We start from the raw sequence: 18354 nt of genomic DNA on the forward strand, positions 1-18354 counted from the left end.
AAACAGATCATGAAACCAACGGCCAGCGACAAATGCCGGGTTGGCGAGCACTGTTCGGACCCCGTGAGGGCGTAATGATTCCCCAAACGGATCCAGACAATGCTCGAGTCAGAGTGAAACGAACCTGCGAACGCAGGTCCATGCAGCGCGCGATTATCCAGCAGGTCGCGTGACAACGCATCAGGCTGGAACAACTATTTATCGTACAAAACCCCTTGTTTTCCTATAAACAAAGGGTTTTTCGAGCTCACATTTGTAACATAAATGTTACGGGGCCATCATTGACCAGGTGCACCTGCATGTCCGCACCGAAGCGGCCGCTGGCCACGTCGGTGTGCTGCGCGTTCGCCTGCTGCAAAAGATAGTCGAACAACTCGGCGCCGAGGGCCGGTGGCGCTGCCGTCGAAAAGCTCGGGCGCATGCCGTTGCGGGTGTCCGCTGCCAAGGTGAACTGCGACACCAGCAACAAACCGCCCCCGACATCCTTGAGCGACAGGTTCATCTTGCCCTGCTCGTCGCTGAACACACGGTAGTTCAACAGCTTGTGCAACAGCTTATCGGCCTGTTCACGCGAATCTTCAGGCTCGACGGCCACCAGCACCAGCAAACCCTGGTCGATGGCACCCACCACCTCCCCCGCTACTTCAACCCGCGCACCGCGCACGCGCTGGAGCAGGCCCCTCATGCTTCTTCCAGAGGCAGGTCGAGCAGGCGCCGGGCCATCTGGTCGGCCGCGCGCACCAACGCATCGGTAATACCCGGCTCGGAAGCCGCGTGACCAGCGTCGCGGATGACTTTCAGCTCGCTGTTCGGCCAGGCCTGATGCAGTGCCCAGGCGTTGTCCAGCGGGCAGATCACGTCGTAGCGACCGTGCACGATAACCGCCGGCAAGTGGGCGATTTTCGGCAGGTCGCGGATCAACTGGTCCGGTTCGAGGAAGGCATTGTTCATGAAGTAGTGGCACTCGATGCGGGCGATCGACAGCGCACGTTGCGGCTCGGAGAAACGATCGACCACCAGCGGGTTGGGGCGCAGGGTGGCAGTGCGACCTTCCCAGGTGGACCAGGCCTTGGCGGCGTGCATCTGGGCAATCTGGTCATTGCCGGTCAAGCGCTTGTGGAAGGCCTTGACCAGGTCGCCGCGCTCTTCGGGTGGAATCGGCGCGATGTAGTCCTGCCAGTAGTCCGGGAACATTCGGCTGGCGCCTTCCTGGTAGAACCACTCGATTTCCTGCGGCCGGCACAGGAAGATGCCACGCAGGATCAGGCCATGCACGCGTTCGGGGTGGGTCTGGGCATAGGCCAGTGCCAGGGTGGAGCCCCAGGAGCCGCCAAACAGCACCCACTTGTCGATACCCAGGTGCTCACGAATGCGCTCCAGGTCCTCGACCAGGTGCCAGGTGGTGTTGTTCTCCAGGCTCGCGTGCGGCGTGGAGCGGCCACAGCCGCGCTGGTCGAAGGTGATGATGCGATACAACGTGGGGTCGAAGTAGCAACGGCTCTGGGCGTCGCAACCGGCGCCCGGGCCACCGTGGATGAACACCACCGGCAGACCTTCAGGCGAGCCGCTTTCGTCGACATACAGCACATGCGGCGCTTCCACGGCCAGATCGTGCCGGGCGTAGGGTTTGATCTGCGGGTAGAGGGTCTGCATTGCGCACTCCGTGTGAGGATTATTCGGCCGTGGGCCATCATAAACCTGAATTGCGCTTTCAGCACCGTCCTCGCTGATACGGCCAACCTTGCAGGGCACACATATCTACCCCCAGCTGGCCAAGCGGCCCAGCGATAGTCCCTCGCCTCCTATCCTGCAAGGGCTCCTTCCATGCCAACGCCACTTACCGCACCGCCCAGCATTCATTACGCCACCATCGAACGCAGGCTCCCTGCCTGGCTCAGGCAAGCCCCTGCTGAAACCCACCGCGCGATGCGTAACTGGCAGCAGGCACCTGCCTGGCTGGCAACAGCGACCCGGCAACACCCGGACATCGCCAAGGCGTGGCAGGCGGAGCATGCCCGCCACCGTGAACACCAGGCACAGGTGCAGAAACTGTTCGAACAGCTACCCGACCTGGAAACCTACGCTGCCAACGCCCTGACCGACGCCATCACGCAACGGTTCGGGCTGGACCTGGATGTTCGCAACACTTACCTGGTCGATGCCCGCCTGATCGACACGGCCAACGCAAGCGATGCTCGCCTGGCGATCAACCAGGCCACCCGCTCGCTGCTTCACAGCGCCTTGCACAACTTCGACCTGGCCGCCCGTGCCGAGCACGGCATGGATGCACCCAAGGCATTGTTGAAGAAATCCGTCATCCTCGATCACCGACGCTTCATGGGCACCGTCCCGATCACCAATGCGGTCGGGATCGGCGCCGAAGACTTCGCCGACCTGTGCCGAACCCTGGACATCGGCGGTAAATACCATGCGCTGGTGCATGCCATCTATTACCCTGCGGCCACGGCACAGCTCAGCGCCGATGAAGCTGCCCTGGCCGTTTATGAGACCCTGGGGCGGGCCGAAGTCTCGGCCTACAGGCAGTCCCTGCATTTCGCCCGTTTGAAGGGCGACATCAGCGAGGCGCTTTACACCGCTGCCCTTGCCACGCCGCTTGATCAAGCCCCACAGGCCAGCTCGCCCGTGTCGTTCAGCCTGCTTAACCTGTGGGAGGCCGAACTGACCGGCGTTGCGCTCATCAGCCTGCAAACTGCAGGACACCCGGCCATGGCCCTGTACATCCCCGAGGACAGCACGACGCCGCTAAAAGAGTTCGCCACCTGGGAAGCCTTGCAGGACGGGTTGCGCGACAGGCTTCACGCCAATCTCCACTACCTGGACAAGCACCTCGCCGACCGCGACAAAGCGCCGATACTTGCCCGCCTCAAGGACCGGCTCACACCGCTCGGCTGGAGTACACGCGGCTTGCATGAGCCGGTCCCGGCCCCACATGCCACCCTGCACCCGCTCCCACAGCCCTTCACCCATGCCTTCCAGGGCGTCATGGCGTTCCAGAAAGCCCAGCGCCACGAGATGGATGTGCTGTACCACGCCATACCGACCGAAATCGTCGACCGGCGTACTGCCCAGGCGCACCGGGAACTGATTGCCGGCCGCGTGCTGACGGCGTTGAACATCGCCGGCTTCTTCGTGCCAGGGCTGGGTGAGCTGATGCTCGCCGTGTGCGTGGCCCAACTGGCCCATGAAGTGTATGAGGGCATCGAAGCGTGGGAAAACGATGAGCGCGACACCGCTTACGGGTACATGATCGATGTGATTGAAAACGTGGCGGTAATGGCCGCCCTTAGCGCAGCGGCCAAGGGGTTGAAAGGTGCCAAAAGCGGCGAAACGGGCGGTGCCGAGGCAGGGCCAGGGGTGGAGGAGCCCGAAATCGAAGCGCCCGAGGTGGAGCGTATTCCGGTGGAGACCCCCTCCTTCATCGAAGAGCTGGACGACATCGAGACACCGGATGGCCAACGCAGACTGTGGAAGCCCGACCTTACGCCGTACCACACCTCCCAAGTGCTACCCGACGACCTGATGCCGGACGAACACAGCCTGCTGCACCACCAGGGCAAGCGCTGGCTGGTGCTGGAGGGCAACCAGTACCTCGTCGAGCAGGCGCCAGCAACAGGTGAATACCGCCTGCAACACCCGGAAAACCCTCGCCGCTACCGGCCACCCGTACGGCATAACGGTGCTGGGGCCTGGCTGCAGATTACGGACAAGCCGCTGAGCTGGTCGGGAATGGCACTGTTGCGCCGAATCGGTCACTTGAACGCGCATTTCGACGACCCGACGCTGCAGCGCATTATCGCCGTCAGCGACACGCGAGAAGACGTGCTGCGCAAGGCCTTGGCGGAAAACCAGCGGCTACCCGCCTTGCTGGAAGACACGATGCAACGCTTCAAGCTGGACGAAACGGTCAGCCGCCTGCCCGACGCCAGTACCTGGCAAGCCGAGTTTGCCAGCGCCTACGCCCGCCTTCCTGTCAGCTCGGCGCCGGGTGCCGCAGCCCTACAGCGGGCGTACCCTGCCCTACCGGCCGCGGTCATCGATGAACTGGCACGCAGCGCCAGCACCCGCGAACTGCACATGCTCGACACCGGCAAGGTGCCCTTGCGCCTTGGCGAGGAGATCCGCCTTTACCAGCAACAGATCCGCCTGGCCCGCGCGTACGAAGGGTTGTACCTGTCCTGTGTGCCAAGCTGGGATAGCGACCGCCTGATCATGCATACGCTCCAGCACCTGCCGGGCTGGCCCGCCGAGACAAAACTGCAAGTGTTCCAACGCATGTCCTGGCCGGCCCAGGAGCATGCCATTGGCCCGCTGGACGCGCGTCCGTACACAACCATCACCCATGCCAGGGCTGGGTATATCGTCCACGATGAGCGCCAGCTGAGCACGGCAGTGACTGCCTACCCAAACCTTTTTGCCGCGTTGCATGAGGCGCTGCCAAAGGCCATGGCGCAGTTGGGGGCCACCGATCAGCAAGCGTTGCAGCGCCTGGTACAAGCAAGCCCCCTGCTGCCCCGCCCATCCTTGAGGGAGGTGCTGGGTATGCAACCCGTACGTCCTGGCTACCGTTCGCCCATGCGCCTGGCCGATGGCCGCCTGGGTTACCCGCTCAGTGGTGGAAGCGAAGCTGCGCAAGGCGTCACCCGCCAACAGTTGATCGACGCAGTCGAAGCAACAGGCCTGCCAGCGCGAACGGGACGGTCGGCGGATCAGGTACTACTGGCACTCGCCAGCCCCGGGCGCACCCGCTTGCAGATTTTCGAACATTTGCAAATGTTGCTGGAACAGCGCAATGAGCTGCAAAGCAGGCTGGCGGACTGGAGCGAAGCCATCACGCCAGCGACAGAGCAAGCTGCACTCGATCATGAAGGCTTGGGCAATGCAATATTGCAGCACTGGTATGACACCGCTCTGGAAGATACTCAGCACTCGGCGGAGCTACTGATAACGCGCGTCCCCCTGGCCGACGTTCCGATGAACCTGCCTGATTTTTTCAGTTCGCGCGTTCGCTGCCTGAGATTGCTCGACTTATCCTCTCAAGCCCTTGCAGGCTGGGCCCAGAACGAGCGCTTGCTGCAACGCCTGCTCAGGCAGGTACCGCAGCTGGAATCGCTGGAGGTCAGCAGGCCTTATGACCCCAGAGCAACACCTTCGTCCTTCCTTTTCAGCGTCCCCACCATCACTGAGAGCGCGCCCGAACTGCAAAGGCTGGTGCTGACCAACCAGAACATCGCACTCTCCGAAAACGACCTGAACCTGTTGGCTGGCCTTCGCCGACTGAGGCACCTGGACCTGAGTGGCAACCGGCTGGCACAGCACAACAGCCCAAGCTTCCACGAACTGACGCTGGACTATCTGGGGCTGGACCACATGCAGCTGGCTCAATGGCCTATCGGGATCGGCAGCGATGCCTTGGGCCGTATCGCCCGCCTGTCGCTGCGCAACAACAACCTCAGGTCGCTACCCACGTTCTTGCTCAATGACACAGACGCATTGCTCAACACGCCGGAGATCTCGCTCCAGGGCAACAACCTCAACGATAACCACCTGCAACGCTTGCTGTTGAGGGAGCAGGCCGAGCGGGCCAACATTGCTGTTGATGTGCCACCAGAGCTCACTGCAAGACTTGCGCGTATTCGCAGTGAACGGCAGCAAATGCGTGATGCGATCGATGGCTGGTCCCAGGCCTCAAGCTCAAGCAACCCACTGACCCAGGCGGCGCTGGCCGATCGACACAGCATCGAAACCGCCATCAGCGAATTCTGGGAGCAGCAGGAACAGGGCCAGCAGTACCTTCGCCTGCAACTCGTGGATGTAGCCATCGAACAGTTCCCCAGGCGCCTTCCATCCTTTTTTGCCGAACGCGTGCAAGCCATGAGCCTGACACGTTTGCGTGGTACCGCCTCACAGCTTGATGACCTGCTCAGCCGCTTCCCCAACATCACCCGGTTGAACATCGATGCCCACCAGGCAGCCACCTCTTCTCTGACATCTGCGTTGCTACGCCTCCCGCAACTCTCGCACCTGGAATTTCACAACATGGGCCTGGAAGTCGATCAGGCCATGCTGGAAACCCTGGCAAGGCTTGAGCACCTGACATCGCTCGATTTGTCGGGCAACCGCATGGGCACTGTCAACCAGGTACCTGCACGGTTGGCCAGCAATCTGCAGTCTCTCGCGCTGACCAACATGAACCTGCAAGCCTGGCCAAGCTGGTGCGACAGCCTGCTGCCGCTGGAGCTTCTGGATTTGAGCTCCAACAGCATCACCCAGTTGCCCGAACACATCCTCACGAACCTGAACAACCCCATGCCGATCTCATCGATCGCCTTGTTCGACAACCCTTTGCCGCTTGAAACGATTTTGCGCGTGCGTACATTCTCGGACAGCCAGCACAGTTACTCATTTGCCTTGGATATCCCGGGCGACCTCATGCTTGTCGATACGTCCAGCGAAGGATCACTCGACTTCGACCACCCGCACTTCCCACTGCTGGGCGACGATAGTCCAAGGTTGGAAGACTGGATGCTTGGTAATCAGTTGCAGAACGAAGCACTCCAGGACTGCTGGAAAACGCTGGAAGGCAGCGACCTGTTGCGCCTGGTAGGCCGGCTGCACAATGCCGCGCCGTATGTGGACCCAAACACACGCGTCAGCTTCTGCGAGCGGGTACGCATGATGCTGGTAGTGGCGGCAAGTAACGAAACCGAGCGCCCAGTGATGGAAAGCATTGCCGCAGCCGCATTGCCAGACCCGGAAACCCGCTCGCAAACCTGCCACGATGGTGCCTTGCAGGAATTCAACAATATCGAGCTGTACCTGATGGGTCAGCGATTGCTGGTCGATGCGGGCGATACGTTGCAAACGCTGCGTCAGCGCTTGTTGCAGCTGTTTCGGATCGACCAGCTGGAGTTGCTGGCCAACAAGCGCTCTGGTTCAGGTGACCTGGTGTCGGTACGCCTGGCCTACCGCCGCGAGCTGGCCAAGGAACTGGACCTGCCGATCGCCGACAGCATGCGTTTTCGTGGTGCTGCGAACCTGGCGCGCAATGAGCTTTCCAGTGTGCTGGAAAAGGTTCGGAAAATTGAACGCAGCGACGTACTGGTCGACTACATGCTGGCGAACAGCGACTGGACTGCACGCCTGCGTGCCGAGTATGCGGACCGCTTCGACGAAATAGAGGCTCGCTTCGGTCTGCGCGTACTCGAACTGGCCAGTGCCGACTACCCGCTTGCGCAAGAGCTGGAGTTGCAGAAGGGCTTGCAACACGACAAGGAACAGGAGGAAGCGGAGCTGCTGCGCGAGTTGACCATTGCGCAGACATCCAGCAACTGATCCCTACGAAGATTGGCGACGCCATCGGCGTCGCCTCTTTCACTCAACGCTTGTAACGCGCGGCGCCCCAAGCCAGCAGTGTTTGCAAAAGCTGCCTCAATACCGCTTGTGTCGGTTGCGCCAGGTCTTCTCGGTACGCAAACGGCTCGGTTTCCTCCATGTAGGTGCTTTGCGCCAGCTCCAGTTGCACCGCATGGATATGGTTGGCCGGGTCACCGTAATGCCGGGTGATGTGCCCGCCTTTGAAGCGGCCATTAAGCACATGGCTATAACCTTGCGCCTTGGCGCACACGCCTTGCAGCCGCTCAGCCAATGCCGGATCACAACTGGCGCCGTTGAAAGTGCCCAGGTTGAAGTCCGGCAGCTTGCCGTCGAACAAGTGCGGGATCAGCGAACGAATGGAATGGGCATCCCACAGCAGGGCGTAACCAAACTGCTCGCGCAACCGGTCCAGCTCGCTGCGGATCGTGCCATGGTAGGGACGCCAGATTTGCTCCAGGTAGCCTTTGCGTTCTTCGCCTGAGGGCTCCAGCCCATCCATGAACAGCGGCTCGCCCTCGAACAACGTGGCCGGATACAGGCCAGTGGTAGCGCCGGCATACAACGGCTTGTCGTCATCCGGGCGGTTGAGGTCGATGACGAAACGCGAATACTCCGCCGCGACCACGCTGGCCCCCATGTCGCGGGCAAAGTCGTACAACCGGGGGATGTGCCAGTCGGTGTCCGGCAAGCTGCGCGCCTCATCGACCAGGCCGTCGCGCACCGCGTTGCTCAGGCCCAGGCCGGCGTGCGGCATGCTGATCAGCAGCGGCAGGTGGCCTTGGTGAAAACTCAGTACCTTGTCCATCGTGCCTCGCTCAATTGGAGATTTCGTTGCCCTTGCGCACCACGCGCTTGGGCAGGTCACCACCCAGCCAGTAGGCCAGGTCGGCAGGGCGTTCGATTTGCCAGGCGACGAAGTCGGCCACCTTGCCCACTTCCAGCGAGCCGTGGCTGTCGCCCAGGCCCAGTGCCGTGGCAGCATGAACCGTAACGCCAGCCAAGGCTTCTTCAGGGGTCATGCGGAAACAGGTGCAGCCCATGTTCAGCATCAGCCGTAGCGACAGCCCTGGCGACGTGCCGGGGTTGAGGTCGCTGGCCAAGGCAATTTTCACCGCATGGCGACGCAGTGCATCCATGGGCGGCAACTGGGTTTCGCGCAGGAAGTAGAAGGCGCCTGGCAGCAGCACGGCAACGGTGCCAGCGGCGGCCATGGCGATGGCGTCTTCCTCGGTCATGAACTCCAGGTGGTCAGCCGACAGCGCCTGGTAACGCGCGGCCAGGCTGGAGCCGTGCAGCGACGACAGCTGTTCAGCGTGCAGCTTGACCGGCAGGCCCAGCTCGCGCGCCTTGATGAACAGCCGCTCGACCTGAGCCGGGGAGAACGCCAGGTGTTCGCAGAAGGCATCCACCGCGTCCACCAAGCCCTCGGCAGCCAGGGCCGGCAGCATTTCGTCACAGATGTGCGCGATGTAGTCGTCGGCCCGGCCGGCGTACTCCGGCGGCAGGGCGTGCGCGGCCAGGCAAGTGGCGCGCACCGCCAGCGGAAGCTCGTCGGCCAGGCGCCGGGCCACGCGCAGCATCTTGCGCTCGTTGGCCAGGTCCAGGCCATAGCCGGATTTGACCTCGATCGTGGTCACGCCATCGCGCATCAGCGCCTGCACCCGCTGGCGTGCACTGGCGAACAGCTCGTCTTCGCTGGCCGCGCGGGTGGCCCGCACGGTGCTGGCGATACCGCCGCCCTGCGCGGCGATTTCGGCATAGCTCACGCCTTGCAGACGCTGCTCGAACTCGCCGCTGCGGTTGCCACCGAACACCGCGTGGGTGTGGCAGTCGATCAGCCCCGGGGTGACCCAGGCGCCGCCCAGGTCCACCGTGCGGTCAGCGTCGACCGGCGCCAGCTCGGCGCGTGGGCCGATCCACTCGATCAGCCCGGCGCGGGTGACGATGGCCGCGTCCTCGATGGCCGAGTAACGGCCCTCGGCCATGGTTGCCACATGGCAATGCTGCCAGAGGGTTCTCATGCACAATCTCCTTTGCTAGCGGTGCAGCTCGACGGGCTCTGCTGCGGGCTTGCCCTGCCCTGCGCGTGGCTTGCACCACAGCAGGTAGGACGCCACCAGGAACACCACCCAGACCACACCGACGATCAATGCCGCCTGGGTGTCCGGGAAGTAGCCGAGCACACCAAAGATGAACACCATGAACGCAATGGCCATGGCCGGGCCGTAGGGCCAGAACGGTACCGGGAACTTGAGCTGGGCCACTTCTTCGCGGCTCATGCTGCGACGCATGGCCACCTGAGTGAGCAGGATCATCAGCCACACCCACACGGTGGCGAAGGTGGCGATGGAAGCGATCAGCAGGAACACGTTTTCCGGGATCAGGTAGTTGAGCAGCACGCCGATCAGCAGCGCCGCCCCCATCACCACTACGGTCATCCACGGCACGCCATGTTTCGACAACTTGCCGAAGCTGCGTGGCGCATGGCCCTGCTGGGCCAGGCCATACATCATGCGGCCAGCGCCGAAGATGTCGCTGTTGATGGCCGAGATGGCGGCGGAAATCACCACGACGTTCAGCACGGCGGCGGCAGAGCCAATGCCCAGGTTGCTGAAGATCTGCACGAACGGGCTGCCTTCGCTGCCGATCTGCGGCCATGGGTACAGGCACATGAGCACGAACAGGGTGAGCACATAGAACAGCAGGATACGCAGAGGTACGGCGTTGATCGCCTTGGGGATGACGCGCTGCGGGTCCTTGGCTTCACCGGCGGTGACGCCGATGATTTCGATGCCACCGAAGGCGAACATCACCACCGCAAAGGAAGCGATCAGGCCGCCCACACCATTGGGCATGAAGCCACCGTGGTCGAACAGGTTGCTCACACCCACCGCATGCCCGGTACCCACCTGGCTGAAGCCGAAGGCCATGATGCCGAGGCCGGCCAGGATCATCGCCACGATGGCGCCGACCTTGAGCAGCGACAGCCAGAATTCCATCTCGCCGAACACCTTGACGTTGCACAAGTTGAGGCCGCCGATCAGGAAGACGATGCCCAGTACCCAGATCCAGCGGGCCACCTCCGGGAACCAGAAGCCCATGTAGATACCGAAAGCGGTCACGTCTGCGATGGCGACGATGACCATCTCGAAGGCGTAGGTCCAGCCGAGGATGAAGCCGGCCATGGGGCCGAGGTAGGTGCTGGCGTAGTGGCCGAAGGAGCCGGCCACCGGATTGTGCACGGCCATTTCGCCAAGGGCGCGCATGACCATGAACACGGCGGCGCCACCGATCAGGTAGGCCAGCAGCACGGCCGGGCCGGCCATCTGGATGGCCGAGGCAGAGCCGTAGAACAGCCCGGTACCGATGGCGGAACCGAGGGCCATGAAACGGATATGGCGGGCACTTAGCCCGCGCTTGAGACCTTGAGCTTGTTGCATGTCACGTCCTTAAATTGTTTTTGTGGTCGTGAGATCAGGAGGGGCTGCCTTGCAGCCCTTTCGCGGGACAAGCCCGCTCCCACAGGTACCGCACAGGTCTGAAACCTTTGGTACTCCTGTAGGAGCGGGCTTGTCCCGCGAATGGGCCGCATCGCGGCCCCAAGGGGCATTACAGGCTTGGCAGCACACCCGCCGGCAGCAAACCGGTCAGGCTACCCTTGGCCAACAGTTCCACAGCCTTTTCGATGTCTGGCGCGAAGAAGCGGTCACGGTCGTAGTGCGCCACTTCGCTGCGCAGCGCCTTGCGCGCCTGCTCCAGCTTGGCCGAGGTCTTGAGGCCCTTGCGCAGGTCGAGGCCCTGGCAGGCGCCCAGCCATTCGATGGCCAGCACGCCACGCGTGTTTTCAGCCATTTCCCACAGGCGCTTGCCGGCAGCGGGGGCCATCGACACATGGTCTTCCTGGTTGGCCGAGGTCGGCAGGCTGTCGACGCTGTGCGGGTGCGACAGGGCTTTGTTTTCGCTGGCCAAGGCGGCGGCGGTCACCTGGGCGATCATGAAGCCGGAGTTGACCCCGCCGTTTTCCACCAGGAACGGCGGCAGCTGGGACATGTGCTTGTCCATCATCAGCGAGATGCGACGCTCGCTGAGCGAGCCGATTTCAGCAATGGCCAGCGCGAGGTTATCGGCAGCCATGGCCACAGGTTCGGCATGGAAGTTACCACCGGAGATCACGTCACCTTCGGCGGCGAACACCAGCGGGTTGTCCGACACGGCGTTGGCTTCGATGCCCAGGACCTCGGCGGCCTGGCGCAGTTGGGTCAGGCACGCGCCCATGACCTGCGGCTGGCAGCGCAGCGAGTACGGGTCCTGGACCTTGTCGCAGTTCTTGTGCGACAGCGACACTTCGCTGGAGTCGCCCAGCAGGTCGCGGAAGCAGGCGGCGGTGTCGATCTGGCCGCGTTGGCCACGCGCTTCATGGATACGCGCATCGAACGGCGAACGCGAGCCCAGCACGGCTTCGACGCTCAGGCCGCCGCAAGCGATGGCCGCAGCGTACAAGTCTTCGGCCTGGAACAGGCCACGCAGGGCGTAGGCGGTGGACGCCTGGGTACCGTTGAGCAGGGCCAGGCCCTCTTTGGCAGCCAGGGTCAGCGGTTCGAGGCCGGCAACCGCCAGGGCTTCGGTGGCCGACAGCCACTGGCCCTTGTAGCGGGCCTTGCCTTCGCCCAGCAGCACCAGCGACATGTGCGCCAGCGGCGCCAGGTCGCCGGACGCACCCACCGAGCCTTTCAGCGGGATGTGCGGGTAGACTTCGGCGTTGACCAGGGCAATCAGCGCGTCGATGACTTTGCGGCGAATGCCTGAGAAACCACGGCTGAGGCTGTTGATTTTCAGCACCATGATCAGACGTACCAGGTCGTCATCCAGCGGCGCGCCGACACCGGCGGCGTGGGACAGCACCAGCGAGCGCTGCAGGTTTTCCAGGTCGTGGCTGGCGATGCGGGTCGAAGCCAGCAGGCCGAAACCGGTGTTGATGCCGTAGGCGGTACGGTCTTCGGCAATGATTTTCTCGACACAGGCAACGCTGGCGTCGATGGCCGGCGCGGCGCTGGCATCCAGTTGCAGGCGCACGGGCGCGGCGTGGATCACGCGCAGCTGGGCCAGGGTCAGGGTGCCAGGCTTGAGGGTGAGTTCGGTCACGTTACTACTCCAAATCGCGTGGAGCCGCAGGCCCGTGAATGGGTGCCTGCGCGCTCCTTCTTGTTGTTCAGTATCACCCCTTGTGGGGTGCGATCCAAAGCGTGGCGATCAGCCAGAGATCATCGGCAGGTCCAGGCCCTGCTCCTTGGCGCAGTCGATGGCGATGTCGTAACCGGCATCGGCGTGGCGCATCACGCCAGTCCCTGGGTCGTTGGTCAGCACACGGGCGATACGCTCGGCGGCTTCATCGGTACCGTCGCAGACGATGACCATGCCCGAGTGCTGGGAGAAGCCCATGCCTACGCCGCCGCCATGGTGCAGCGACACCCAGGTGGCGCCGCCTGCGGTGTTCAGCAAGGCGTTGAGCAGCGGCCAGTCGGAAACAGCGTCCGAGCCATCACGCATGGCTTCGGTTTCACGGTTGGGGCTGGAGACCGAACCCGAGTCCAGGTGGTCACGGCCGATCACGACCGGCGCCGACAGCTCACCGCTGCGGACCATTTCGTTGAACGCCAGGCCCAGCTTGGCGCGCAGTCCCAGGCCAACCCAGCAGATACGTGCCGGCAGGCCCTGGAAGCTGATGCGCTCGCGGGCCATGTCCAGCCAGCGGTGCAGGTGGGCGTCGTCGGGGATCAGCTCCTTGACCTTGGCGTCGGTCTTGTAGATGTCCTCGGCCTCGCCAGACAGCGCCGCCCAGCGGAACGGACCAACGCCACGGCAGAACAGCGGACGGATGTAGGCCGGAACGAAGCCTGGGAAGTCGAAGGCATTGGCCACGCCCTCTTCCTTGGCCATCTGGCGAATGTTGTTGCCGTAGTCGAAGGTCGGGATGCCCTGCTTCTGGAAGTCCAGCATGGCTTGTACATGGACGGCCATCGACTGCTTGGCGGCCTTGACCACTGCAGCCGGTTCAGTCTGCGCGCGGTCGCGGTACTGCTCCCAGGTCCAGCCGGCAGGCAGGTAGCCGTTCAGTGGGTCATGGGCGCTGGTCTGGTCAGTGACCATGTCCGGGCGCACGCCACGCTTGACCAGCTCTGGCAGGATTTCGGCAGCGTTGCCGTGCAGGGCGATGGAGATGGCCTTGCCTTCGGCGGTGTACTTGGCGATGCGTGCCAGGGCGTCGTCGAGGTCAGTGGCCTGCTCGTCGACGTAACGGGTTTCCAGGCGGAAGTCGATGCGGCTCTGCTGGCATTCGATGTTCAGCGAGCAGGCGCCGGCCAGGGTGGCGGCCAGTGGCTGAGCGCCACCCATGCCGCCCAGGCCAGCGGTGAGTACCCACTTGCCTTTCAGGCTGCCGCCGTAGTGCTGGCGACCGGCTTCGACGAAGGTTTCGTAGGTGCCCTGGACGATGCCCTGGCTGCCGATGTAGATCCAGCTGCCGGCGGTCATCTGACCGTACATGGCCAGGCCCTTGGCATCCAGTTCGTTGAAGTGTTCCCAGTTGGCCCAGTGCGGCACCAGGTTGGAGTTGGCGATCAGCACGCGCGGGGCGTTGCTGTGGGTCTTGAACACACCGACCGGCTTGCCCGACTGCACCAGCAGGGTTTCGTCGTCTTCCAGTCGGGTCAGGGTTTCGACGATCTTGTCGTAGCAGGCCCAGTTACGGGCGGCGCGGCCGATACCGCCGTACACCACCAGCTCTTTCGGGTTTTCCGCGACCTGCGGGTCGAGGTTGTTCATCAGCATGCGCAGTGGCGCTTCGGTCAGCCAGCTTTTGGCGGTCAGCTTGTTGCCACGTGGGGCACGGATTTCAACGTCACGGTATTTGTTGTTGTCGGTCACGGGAAAGGTCCTCTGCGGTCGTCCGCGGGCGGGTATGTCGTGGTCAATATACAAACACACCTTTACTTGTATGTACAAGCATGGACAACCAAAATAATTGGACCTGTGCGCTGAATGGCTGAAAAAAACAGGGCCGCTAAAGCGGCCCTTGTGGGAGCGGGTTTACCCGCGAAGACGTCAACACAGTGCCTGGCACCGGCTTCGCCGGTGTTCGCGGGTGAACCCGCCCCCACAGGGCCCGGCTATTTCAACGTGAAATGAGTTCGATCAGGCAGAACCGCCCTTGAACCTCCAGCCCAAGCAATTCGTCATTTCCTTCGAGCCGCAGGCAGTCATACAACCCTAATCGCTGGGTCTCACGCCCCGCCATGGTCACTTCCACCTGATTGCTGGCCGCGAACAACATCACCGTCGACGCCGAGCTGTACAACCGGCTGGTGCCGTCAAACCACTGCAACCGCGCCCGATACCGCTGCGGTGAATAAATCAGGTTGAAATCACGGATCGGCCCGCCCAGTAACTTGCAACTGACCTGGCTTTCGCCGCTGAAGGCAAAAGCATCGAGCGGCAACAACGGCCGGCTGGCATGGCCATCGACCGACAGGCGCATGCCATCACCCTGCAGCACAGTGATGATCCGCTGGTAGCCGGCGAAGGTGGAAAAGCCGCCAGACTCCTCGATGTCGGCAATCGACAAACGCCAGCCAAAGCCGTCCAGTCCTTCACCACTGTCGCGCGTAATTTCCTCGGTGAAACCACCACCATTCTTCCACGGCATGCGCGGGTAATCCTGCGCGCGCAACCACTGCAACTGGCTCATTTACTAAAACGTCCTTCCAGGCGATGACGGGAACCGGGGTGGATCAGCCGTGCAGCGGTCACCGGCTGGCGGCCGGACCAGGTACGACGGCGGATCAGCAGGCAAGGTTCGCCCCGCTCGATCTGCAACAGGGTGCATTCTTCCGGCTCGGCCAGAATTGCTTCAACCACATGTTCACCCTCGGTCAGCGGCGCCACCTGGGACAGGTAGGCATAAGGCGTCTGCCGGGTGAAATCCTGCTTGAGGTAATCAGGTGCAATGGCCGCGTTGACGTAGCGATCCTCGATTTGCACCGGCACGCCGTTCTCGAAATGCACAATCAACGAGTGGAACACCCGCTGGCCCTCACGCATGTCCAGAGCCAGGGCCCGCTCAGAACCGGCTGCTTCCTCGGTAAGGGTGATCACCTGACAGCTATGCTGGTGGCCACGCGCGGCAATTTCGTCAGCAATGTTGTTGACTTCGAACAACGCCGAACGGCCCTTGGGCTCAGCCACGAAGGTACCCACGCCTTGCATGCGCACCAGCAGGCCTTCAGCCGTGAGCTCGCGCAGGGCGCGGTTGATGGTCATGCGGCTGAAGCCCAGCTCGCTGACCAGTTCGCTCTCCGAGGGAACCCGGTGGTGTGGCGGCCAGCTGCCGTTGTCGATCTGCTGGATGATCATTTGTTTGACCCGGGCATACAGCGGCGCCGGGCCCTCGCCCATCTGGGCAACCAGCGCGGAGACAGGAGGTGTCGGCACGGCGTTGAGTCCTTTGCAATGGAATGAGCGGTAGCTTGCCGCAGTTTACCCGGCAGGCAAACGCCTGTATATGTATATACAAGTTAACAATAACAGGATTTCACCGATGTCCGCCTACTTCGCCGAACGCGCCCTGCTGCCAACGGGCTGGGCCAGCCATGTCCGTATCGAGGTCGCCAGTGATGGCCATGTGGCCCGCATCGAGCCCGGCGCTTCGGCCGAAGGCGCCGAGCGCCTGGCCGGCCCGCTGCTGCCCGGCATGCCCAACTTGCACTCGCATGCTTTCCAGCGCGCCATGGCGGGCCTGGCGGAAGTCGCCGGCAACCCCAACGACAGTTTCTGGACCTGGCGCGACCTGATGTACCGCCTGGTCGGGCAGATTACCCCGGACCAACTGCAGGTCATCGCCCACCAGCTGTACATCGAGATGCTCAAGGCCGGCTACACCTCGGTGGCCGAATTCCATTATGTGCATCACGACAACGCCGGCAAGGCCTACGCCGACCCGGCCGAACTCTCCCGCCGTATCAGCGCGGCTGCGGCCGACAGCGGCATTGGCCTGACCTTGCTGCCGGTGCTCTACAGCCACGCCGGGTTTGGCGGCCAGGCGCCGAACGAAGGGCAACGGCGATTCATCAACTCCACCGAGGGTTACCTGCAACTTCAGGCGCAACTGGCGCCGGTGCTGGCGGCACAATCTGCGCAGCAACTAGGCCTGTGCTTCCACTCGTTGCGAGCGGTAACGCCTGGGCAGATTGCTGAAGTGCTGGCGGCCAGCGACAAGCAATGCCCCGTGCACATCCATATCGCCGAGCAGCAGAAGGAAGTGGACGACTGCCTGGCCTGGAGCGGCCTGCGCCCGCTGCAATGGCTGTACGAGCATGTGGATGTGGACCGTCGCTGGTGCCTGGTGCATGCCACCCATGCAGAACCGGATGAGGTCACCGCCATGGCCCGCAGCGGCGCGGTGGCCGGGCTGTGCCTGACGACCGAGGCCAACCTGGGCGACGGGATATTCCCGGCGGTGGACTTCCTGGCCCAGGGCGGACGCATGGGCATTGGTTCGGACAGCCATGTGTCGCTGAGCGTGGTGGAAGAATTGCGCTGGCTGGAATATGGCCAGCGACTGCGTGACCAGCGGCGCAACCGCCTGTACCGCGGCGACCAGCCGATGGTCGGACGCACGTTGTATGACGCGGCACTGGCAGGCGGTGCGCAGGCGCTGGGGCAAGGGGTTGGGGAACTGGCCGTGGGCAAGCGTGCCGACTGGCTGGTGCTCGACGGGCAGGACCCTTACATCGCCTTGGCCGACGGCGATGCCATTCTCAACCGCTGGCTGTTTGCGGGTGGCGATCGCCAGGTGCGCGATGTGATGGTGAATGGGCAGTGGGTGGTGCGCCAGGGGAGGCATGCACAGGAAGAGGAAAGCGCGCGAGCGTTTGCCGGGGTGTTGCGACAGCTTTTAGGTTGAGTGTACTGGGGCTGCAAAGCAGCCCCAAAAAATCAGTGCATTTTTACTATTTGCTGGTCGGAAGCCCGCCAGATCAACCGGCTGGTGTCATACCCCTGCTGCCGTGCCTTGGACAGCAGGTTCTCGCGCTCCCACGCCGGCAATATCGGCGTACGCGACAGAATCCACAAGTGCTTGCGATCCGGGCTGCCGACTACTGCCGTCTGGTAGCGATCGTCCACGTAAAGAATCCAGTACTCGCCCCGAGCCACGCCCGGCACCAGCTTGGTGAACCAGTTATCGAACTCGACCCACAGCTTGTCGGTATGCCCAGGCTCCTGAATGCTGGCGTGCCCCTCGGCACGCAGCCACTCATCACCCATGGTGCGGCAGCGGTTGAGCACGCCAAAGGTGCCATCAGGCTTGAGGTTGTAGTGCGCCTCTGACTGTTCGCAGCCGGTCTGGTAACGCATGGGCAGGCGCGCCAGCTCGAACCATTTGCCCTGGTAGCGCTTGAGGTCGACATTACCGGCGGTTTTCGGCGCCAGCGGGTCATGCACGGAGCCTGCACAACCGCCCAGCAGCAGCGCCAGGCACACCCCCATCAGCAGGTACACACGCCTCATTTGAGACCCTGCCCTGAATACATCAGCACCTTGTCAGCCGCGTACTGAACGCTGATGAAGCTCTTCTCGTCCCCCCAGGTGCAGCTGCTCATGCCCAGCGCGCCAGAGCACTCGGTCGGCGTGCCAAGCAGCTGCTCGACCTCGGCCTTGTTCATACCGGCCTTGATCTTGGAATAGTTTTCCTGGTTGATCTTGCTGCAGGCAGTCAGGAAGACGCACAGCGACAACAGGGCGAGGGAACGCAACGACATGAAGGACACTCCTGGAGAGGGGATACAGGCGAGTGGCCTGCAGTGACCTTCGACGCAAAAATCCCTCCCGGGTTCCCTACCCCACCCCCTTTGCACCTACACCATTGGTCGGGTGGCCATTACTGTGCGACTAATCACAAAGTAA

The 18354-nt window shown here is 62.9% G+C and carries 13 protein-coding genes; 2 read left to right on the forward strand and 11 right to left on the reverse strand.

The annotated features are described in order from the left end of the window. Positions 1-247 precede the first annotated feature (247 nt). Together dtd and pip are read right to left on the reverse strand one after the other, a co-directional pair. Positions 248-685: a D-aminoacyl-tRNA deacylase gene (gene dtd / locus QQL85_RS06180; RefSeq protein ID WP_019098637.1), complete on the reverse strand. Its 438-nt coding sequence runs from the start codon at positions 683-685 to the stop codon at positions 248-250. Next, positions 682-1653, reverse strand: a complete 972-nt coding sequence (gene pip, locus QQL85_RS06185) for a prolyl aminopeptidase (RefSeq protein ID WP_060500625.1) — start codon at positions 1651-1653, stop codon at positions 682-684. Before pip ends, dtd begins: the two co-directional genes overlap by 4 nt. A gap of 171 nt (positions 1654-1824) precedes the next feature. Between pip and QQL85_RS06190 the strand changes: the two genes are divergently transcribed. Then, positions 1825-7353: a dermonecrotic toxin domain-containing protein gene (locus QQL85_RS06190; RefSeq protein WP_284353172.1), complete on the forward strand. Its 5529-nt coding sequence runs from the start codon at positions 1825-1827 to the stop codon at positions 7351-7353. Positions 7354-7396: 43 nt separating this feature from the next. Here the strand turns inward: QQL85_RS06190 and hutG are convergent, their stop codons facing one another. From hutG to hutC, 7 genes are all read right to left on the reverse strand, one after another. Beyond that, positions 7397-8200, reverse strand: coding sequence for an N-formylglutamate deformylase (gene hutG / locus QQL85_RS06195; RefSeq protein WP_284353171.1), 804 nt, complete (start codon positions 8198-8200; stop codon positions 7397-7399). Positions 8201-8210: 10 nt separating this feature from the next. Further along, positions 8211-9416, reverse strand: coding sequence for an imidazolonepropionase (gene hutI, locus QQL85_RS06200; protein ID WP_284353170.1), 1206 nt, complete (start codon positions 9414-9416; stop codon positions 8211-8213). 15 nt (positions 9417-9431) lie between these two features. Next, the gene (locus tag QQL85_RS06205) at positions 9432-10835 is read right to left on the reverse strand and encodes an amino acid permease (protein WP_284353169.1); all 1404 of its coding nucleotides are present in this window, start codon (positions 10833-10835) and stop codon (positions 9432-9434) included. A gap of 169 nt (positions 10836-11004) precedes the next feature. Next, entirely contained in the window at positions 11005-12537 is a 1533-nt protein-coding gene (gene hutH, locus QQL85_RS06210) for a histidine ammonia-lyase (protein WP_284353168.1), read from the reverse strand. 108 nt (positions 12538-12645) lie between these two features. Beyond that, entirely contained in the window at positions 12646-14319 is a 1674-nt protein-coding gene (gene hutU / locus QQL85_RS06215; RefSeq protein ID WP_284353167.1) for a urocanate hydratase, read from the reverse strand. Positions 14320-14566: 247 nt separating this feature from the next. Beyond that, the gene (locus QQL85_RS06220; RefSeq protein ID WP_284353166.1) at positions 14567-15139 is read right to left on the reverse strand and encodes a HutD/Ves family protein; all 573 of its coding nucleotides are present in this window, start codon (positions 15137-15139) and stop codon (positions 14567-14569) included. Next, on the reverse strand, positions 15136-15846 hold the full coding sequence (gene hutC, locus QQL85_RS06225; RefSeq protein ID WP_284353460.1) for a histidine utilization repressor: 711 nt from the start codon (positions 15844-15846) through the stop codon (positions 15136-15138). The genes QQL85_RS06220 and hutC overlap by 4 nt, the downstream gene beginning before the upstream one ends. A gap of 142 nt (positions 15847-15988) precedes the next feature. Here hutC and QQL85_RS06230 point away from each other — a divergent pair, with 142 nt between their 5' ends. Further along, positions 15989-17353, forward strand: a complete 1365-nt coding sequence (locus QQL85_RS06230) for a formimidoylglutamate deiminase (protein WP_284353165.1) — start codon at positions 15989-15991, stop codon at positions 17351-17353. A gap of 32 nt (positions 17354-17385) precedes the next feature. Here the strand turns inward: QQL85_RS06230 and QQL85_RS06235 are convergent, their stop codons facing one another. Both QQL85_RS06235 and bamE read right to left on the reverse strand, forming a co-directional pair. Then, the gene (locus QQL85_RS06235; protein ID WP_284353164.1) at positions 17386-17958 is read right to left on the reverse strand and encodes a lipocalin family protein; all 573 of its coding nucleotides are present in this window, start codon (positions 17956-17958) and stop codon (positions 17386-17388) included. Further along, positions 17955-18209, reverse strand: coding sequence for an outer membrane protein assembly factor BamE domain-containing protein (gene bamE, locus QQL85_RS06240; protein WP_266029090.1), 255 nt, complete (start codon positions 18207-18209; stop codon positions 17955-17957). The genes QQL85_RS06235 and bamE overlap by 4 nt, the downstream gene beginning before the upstream one ends. Positions 18210-18354: the final 145 nt, after the last annotated feature.

The organism is Pseudomonas putida, assembly GCF_030159595.1.
Classification (GTDB): domain Bacteria; phylum Pseudomonadota; class Gammaproteobacteria; order Pseudomonadales; family Pseudomonadaceae; genus Aquipseudomonas; species Aquipseudomonas putida_AC.

What these genes read in the sequence shown, in the direction of transcription:
- hutG (WP_284353171.1), bottom strand. Translation starts at nt 8,200, where the DNA reads ATGGACAAGGTACTGAGTTTTCACCAAGGCCACCTGCCGCTGCTGATC.
- hutC (WP_284353460.1), bottom strand. Translation starts at nt 15,846, where the DNA reads ATGGGCGAGGGCCCGGCGCCGCTGTATGCCCGGGTCAAACAAATGATC.
- QQL85_RS06230 (WP_284353165.1), top strand. Translation starts at nt 15,989, where the DNA reads ATGTCCGCCTACTTCGCCGAACGCGCCCTGCTGCCAACGGGCTGGGCC.
- bamE (WP_266029090.1), bottom strand. Translation starts at nt 18,209, where the DNA reads ATGTCGTTGCGTTCCCTCGCCCTGTTGTCGCTGTGCGTCTTCCTGACT.
- hutI (WP_284353170.1), bottom strand. Translation starts at nt 9,416, where the DNA reads ATGAGAACCCTCTGGCAGCATTGCCATGTGGCAACCATGGCCGAGGGC.
- dtd (WP_019098637.1), bottom strand. Translation starts at nt 685, where the DNA reads ATGAGGGGCCTGCTCCAGCGCGTGCGCGGTGCGCGGGTTGAAGTAGCG.
- QQL85_RS06205 (WP_284353169.1), bottom strand. Translation starts at nt 10,835, where the DNA reads ATGCAACAAGCTCAAGGTCTCAAGCGCGGGCTAAGTGCCCGCCATATC.
- QQL85_RS06190 (WP_284353172.1), top strand. Translation starts at nt 1,825, where the DNA reads ATGCCAACGCCACTTACCGCACCGCCCAGCATTCATTACGCCACCATC.
- QQL85_RS06235 (WP_284353164.1), bottom strand. Translation starts at nt 17,958, where the DNA reads ATGAGGCGTGTGTACCTGCTGATGGGGGTGTGCCTGGCGCTGCTGCTG.
- pip (WP_060500625.1), bottom strand. Translation starts at nt 1,653, where the DNA reads ATGCAGACCCTCTACCCGCAGATCAAACCCTACGCCCGGCACGATCTG.
- QQL85_RS06220 (WP_284353166.1), bottom strand. Translation starts at nt 15,139, where the DNA reads ATGAGCCAGTTGCAGTGGTTGCGCGCGCAGGATTACCCGCGCATGCCG.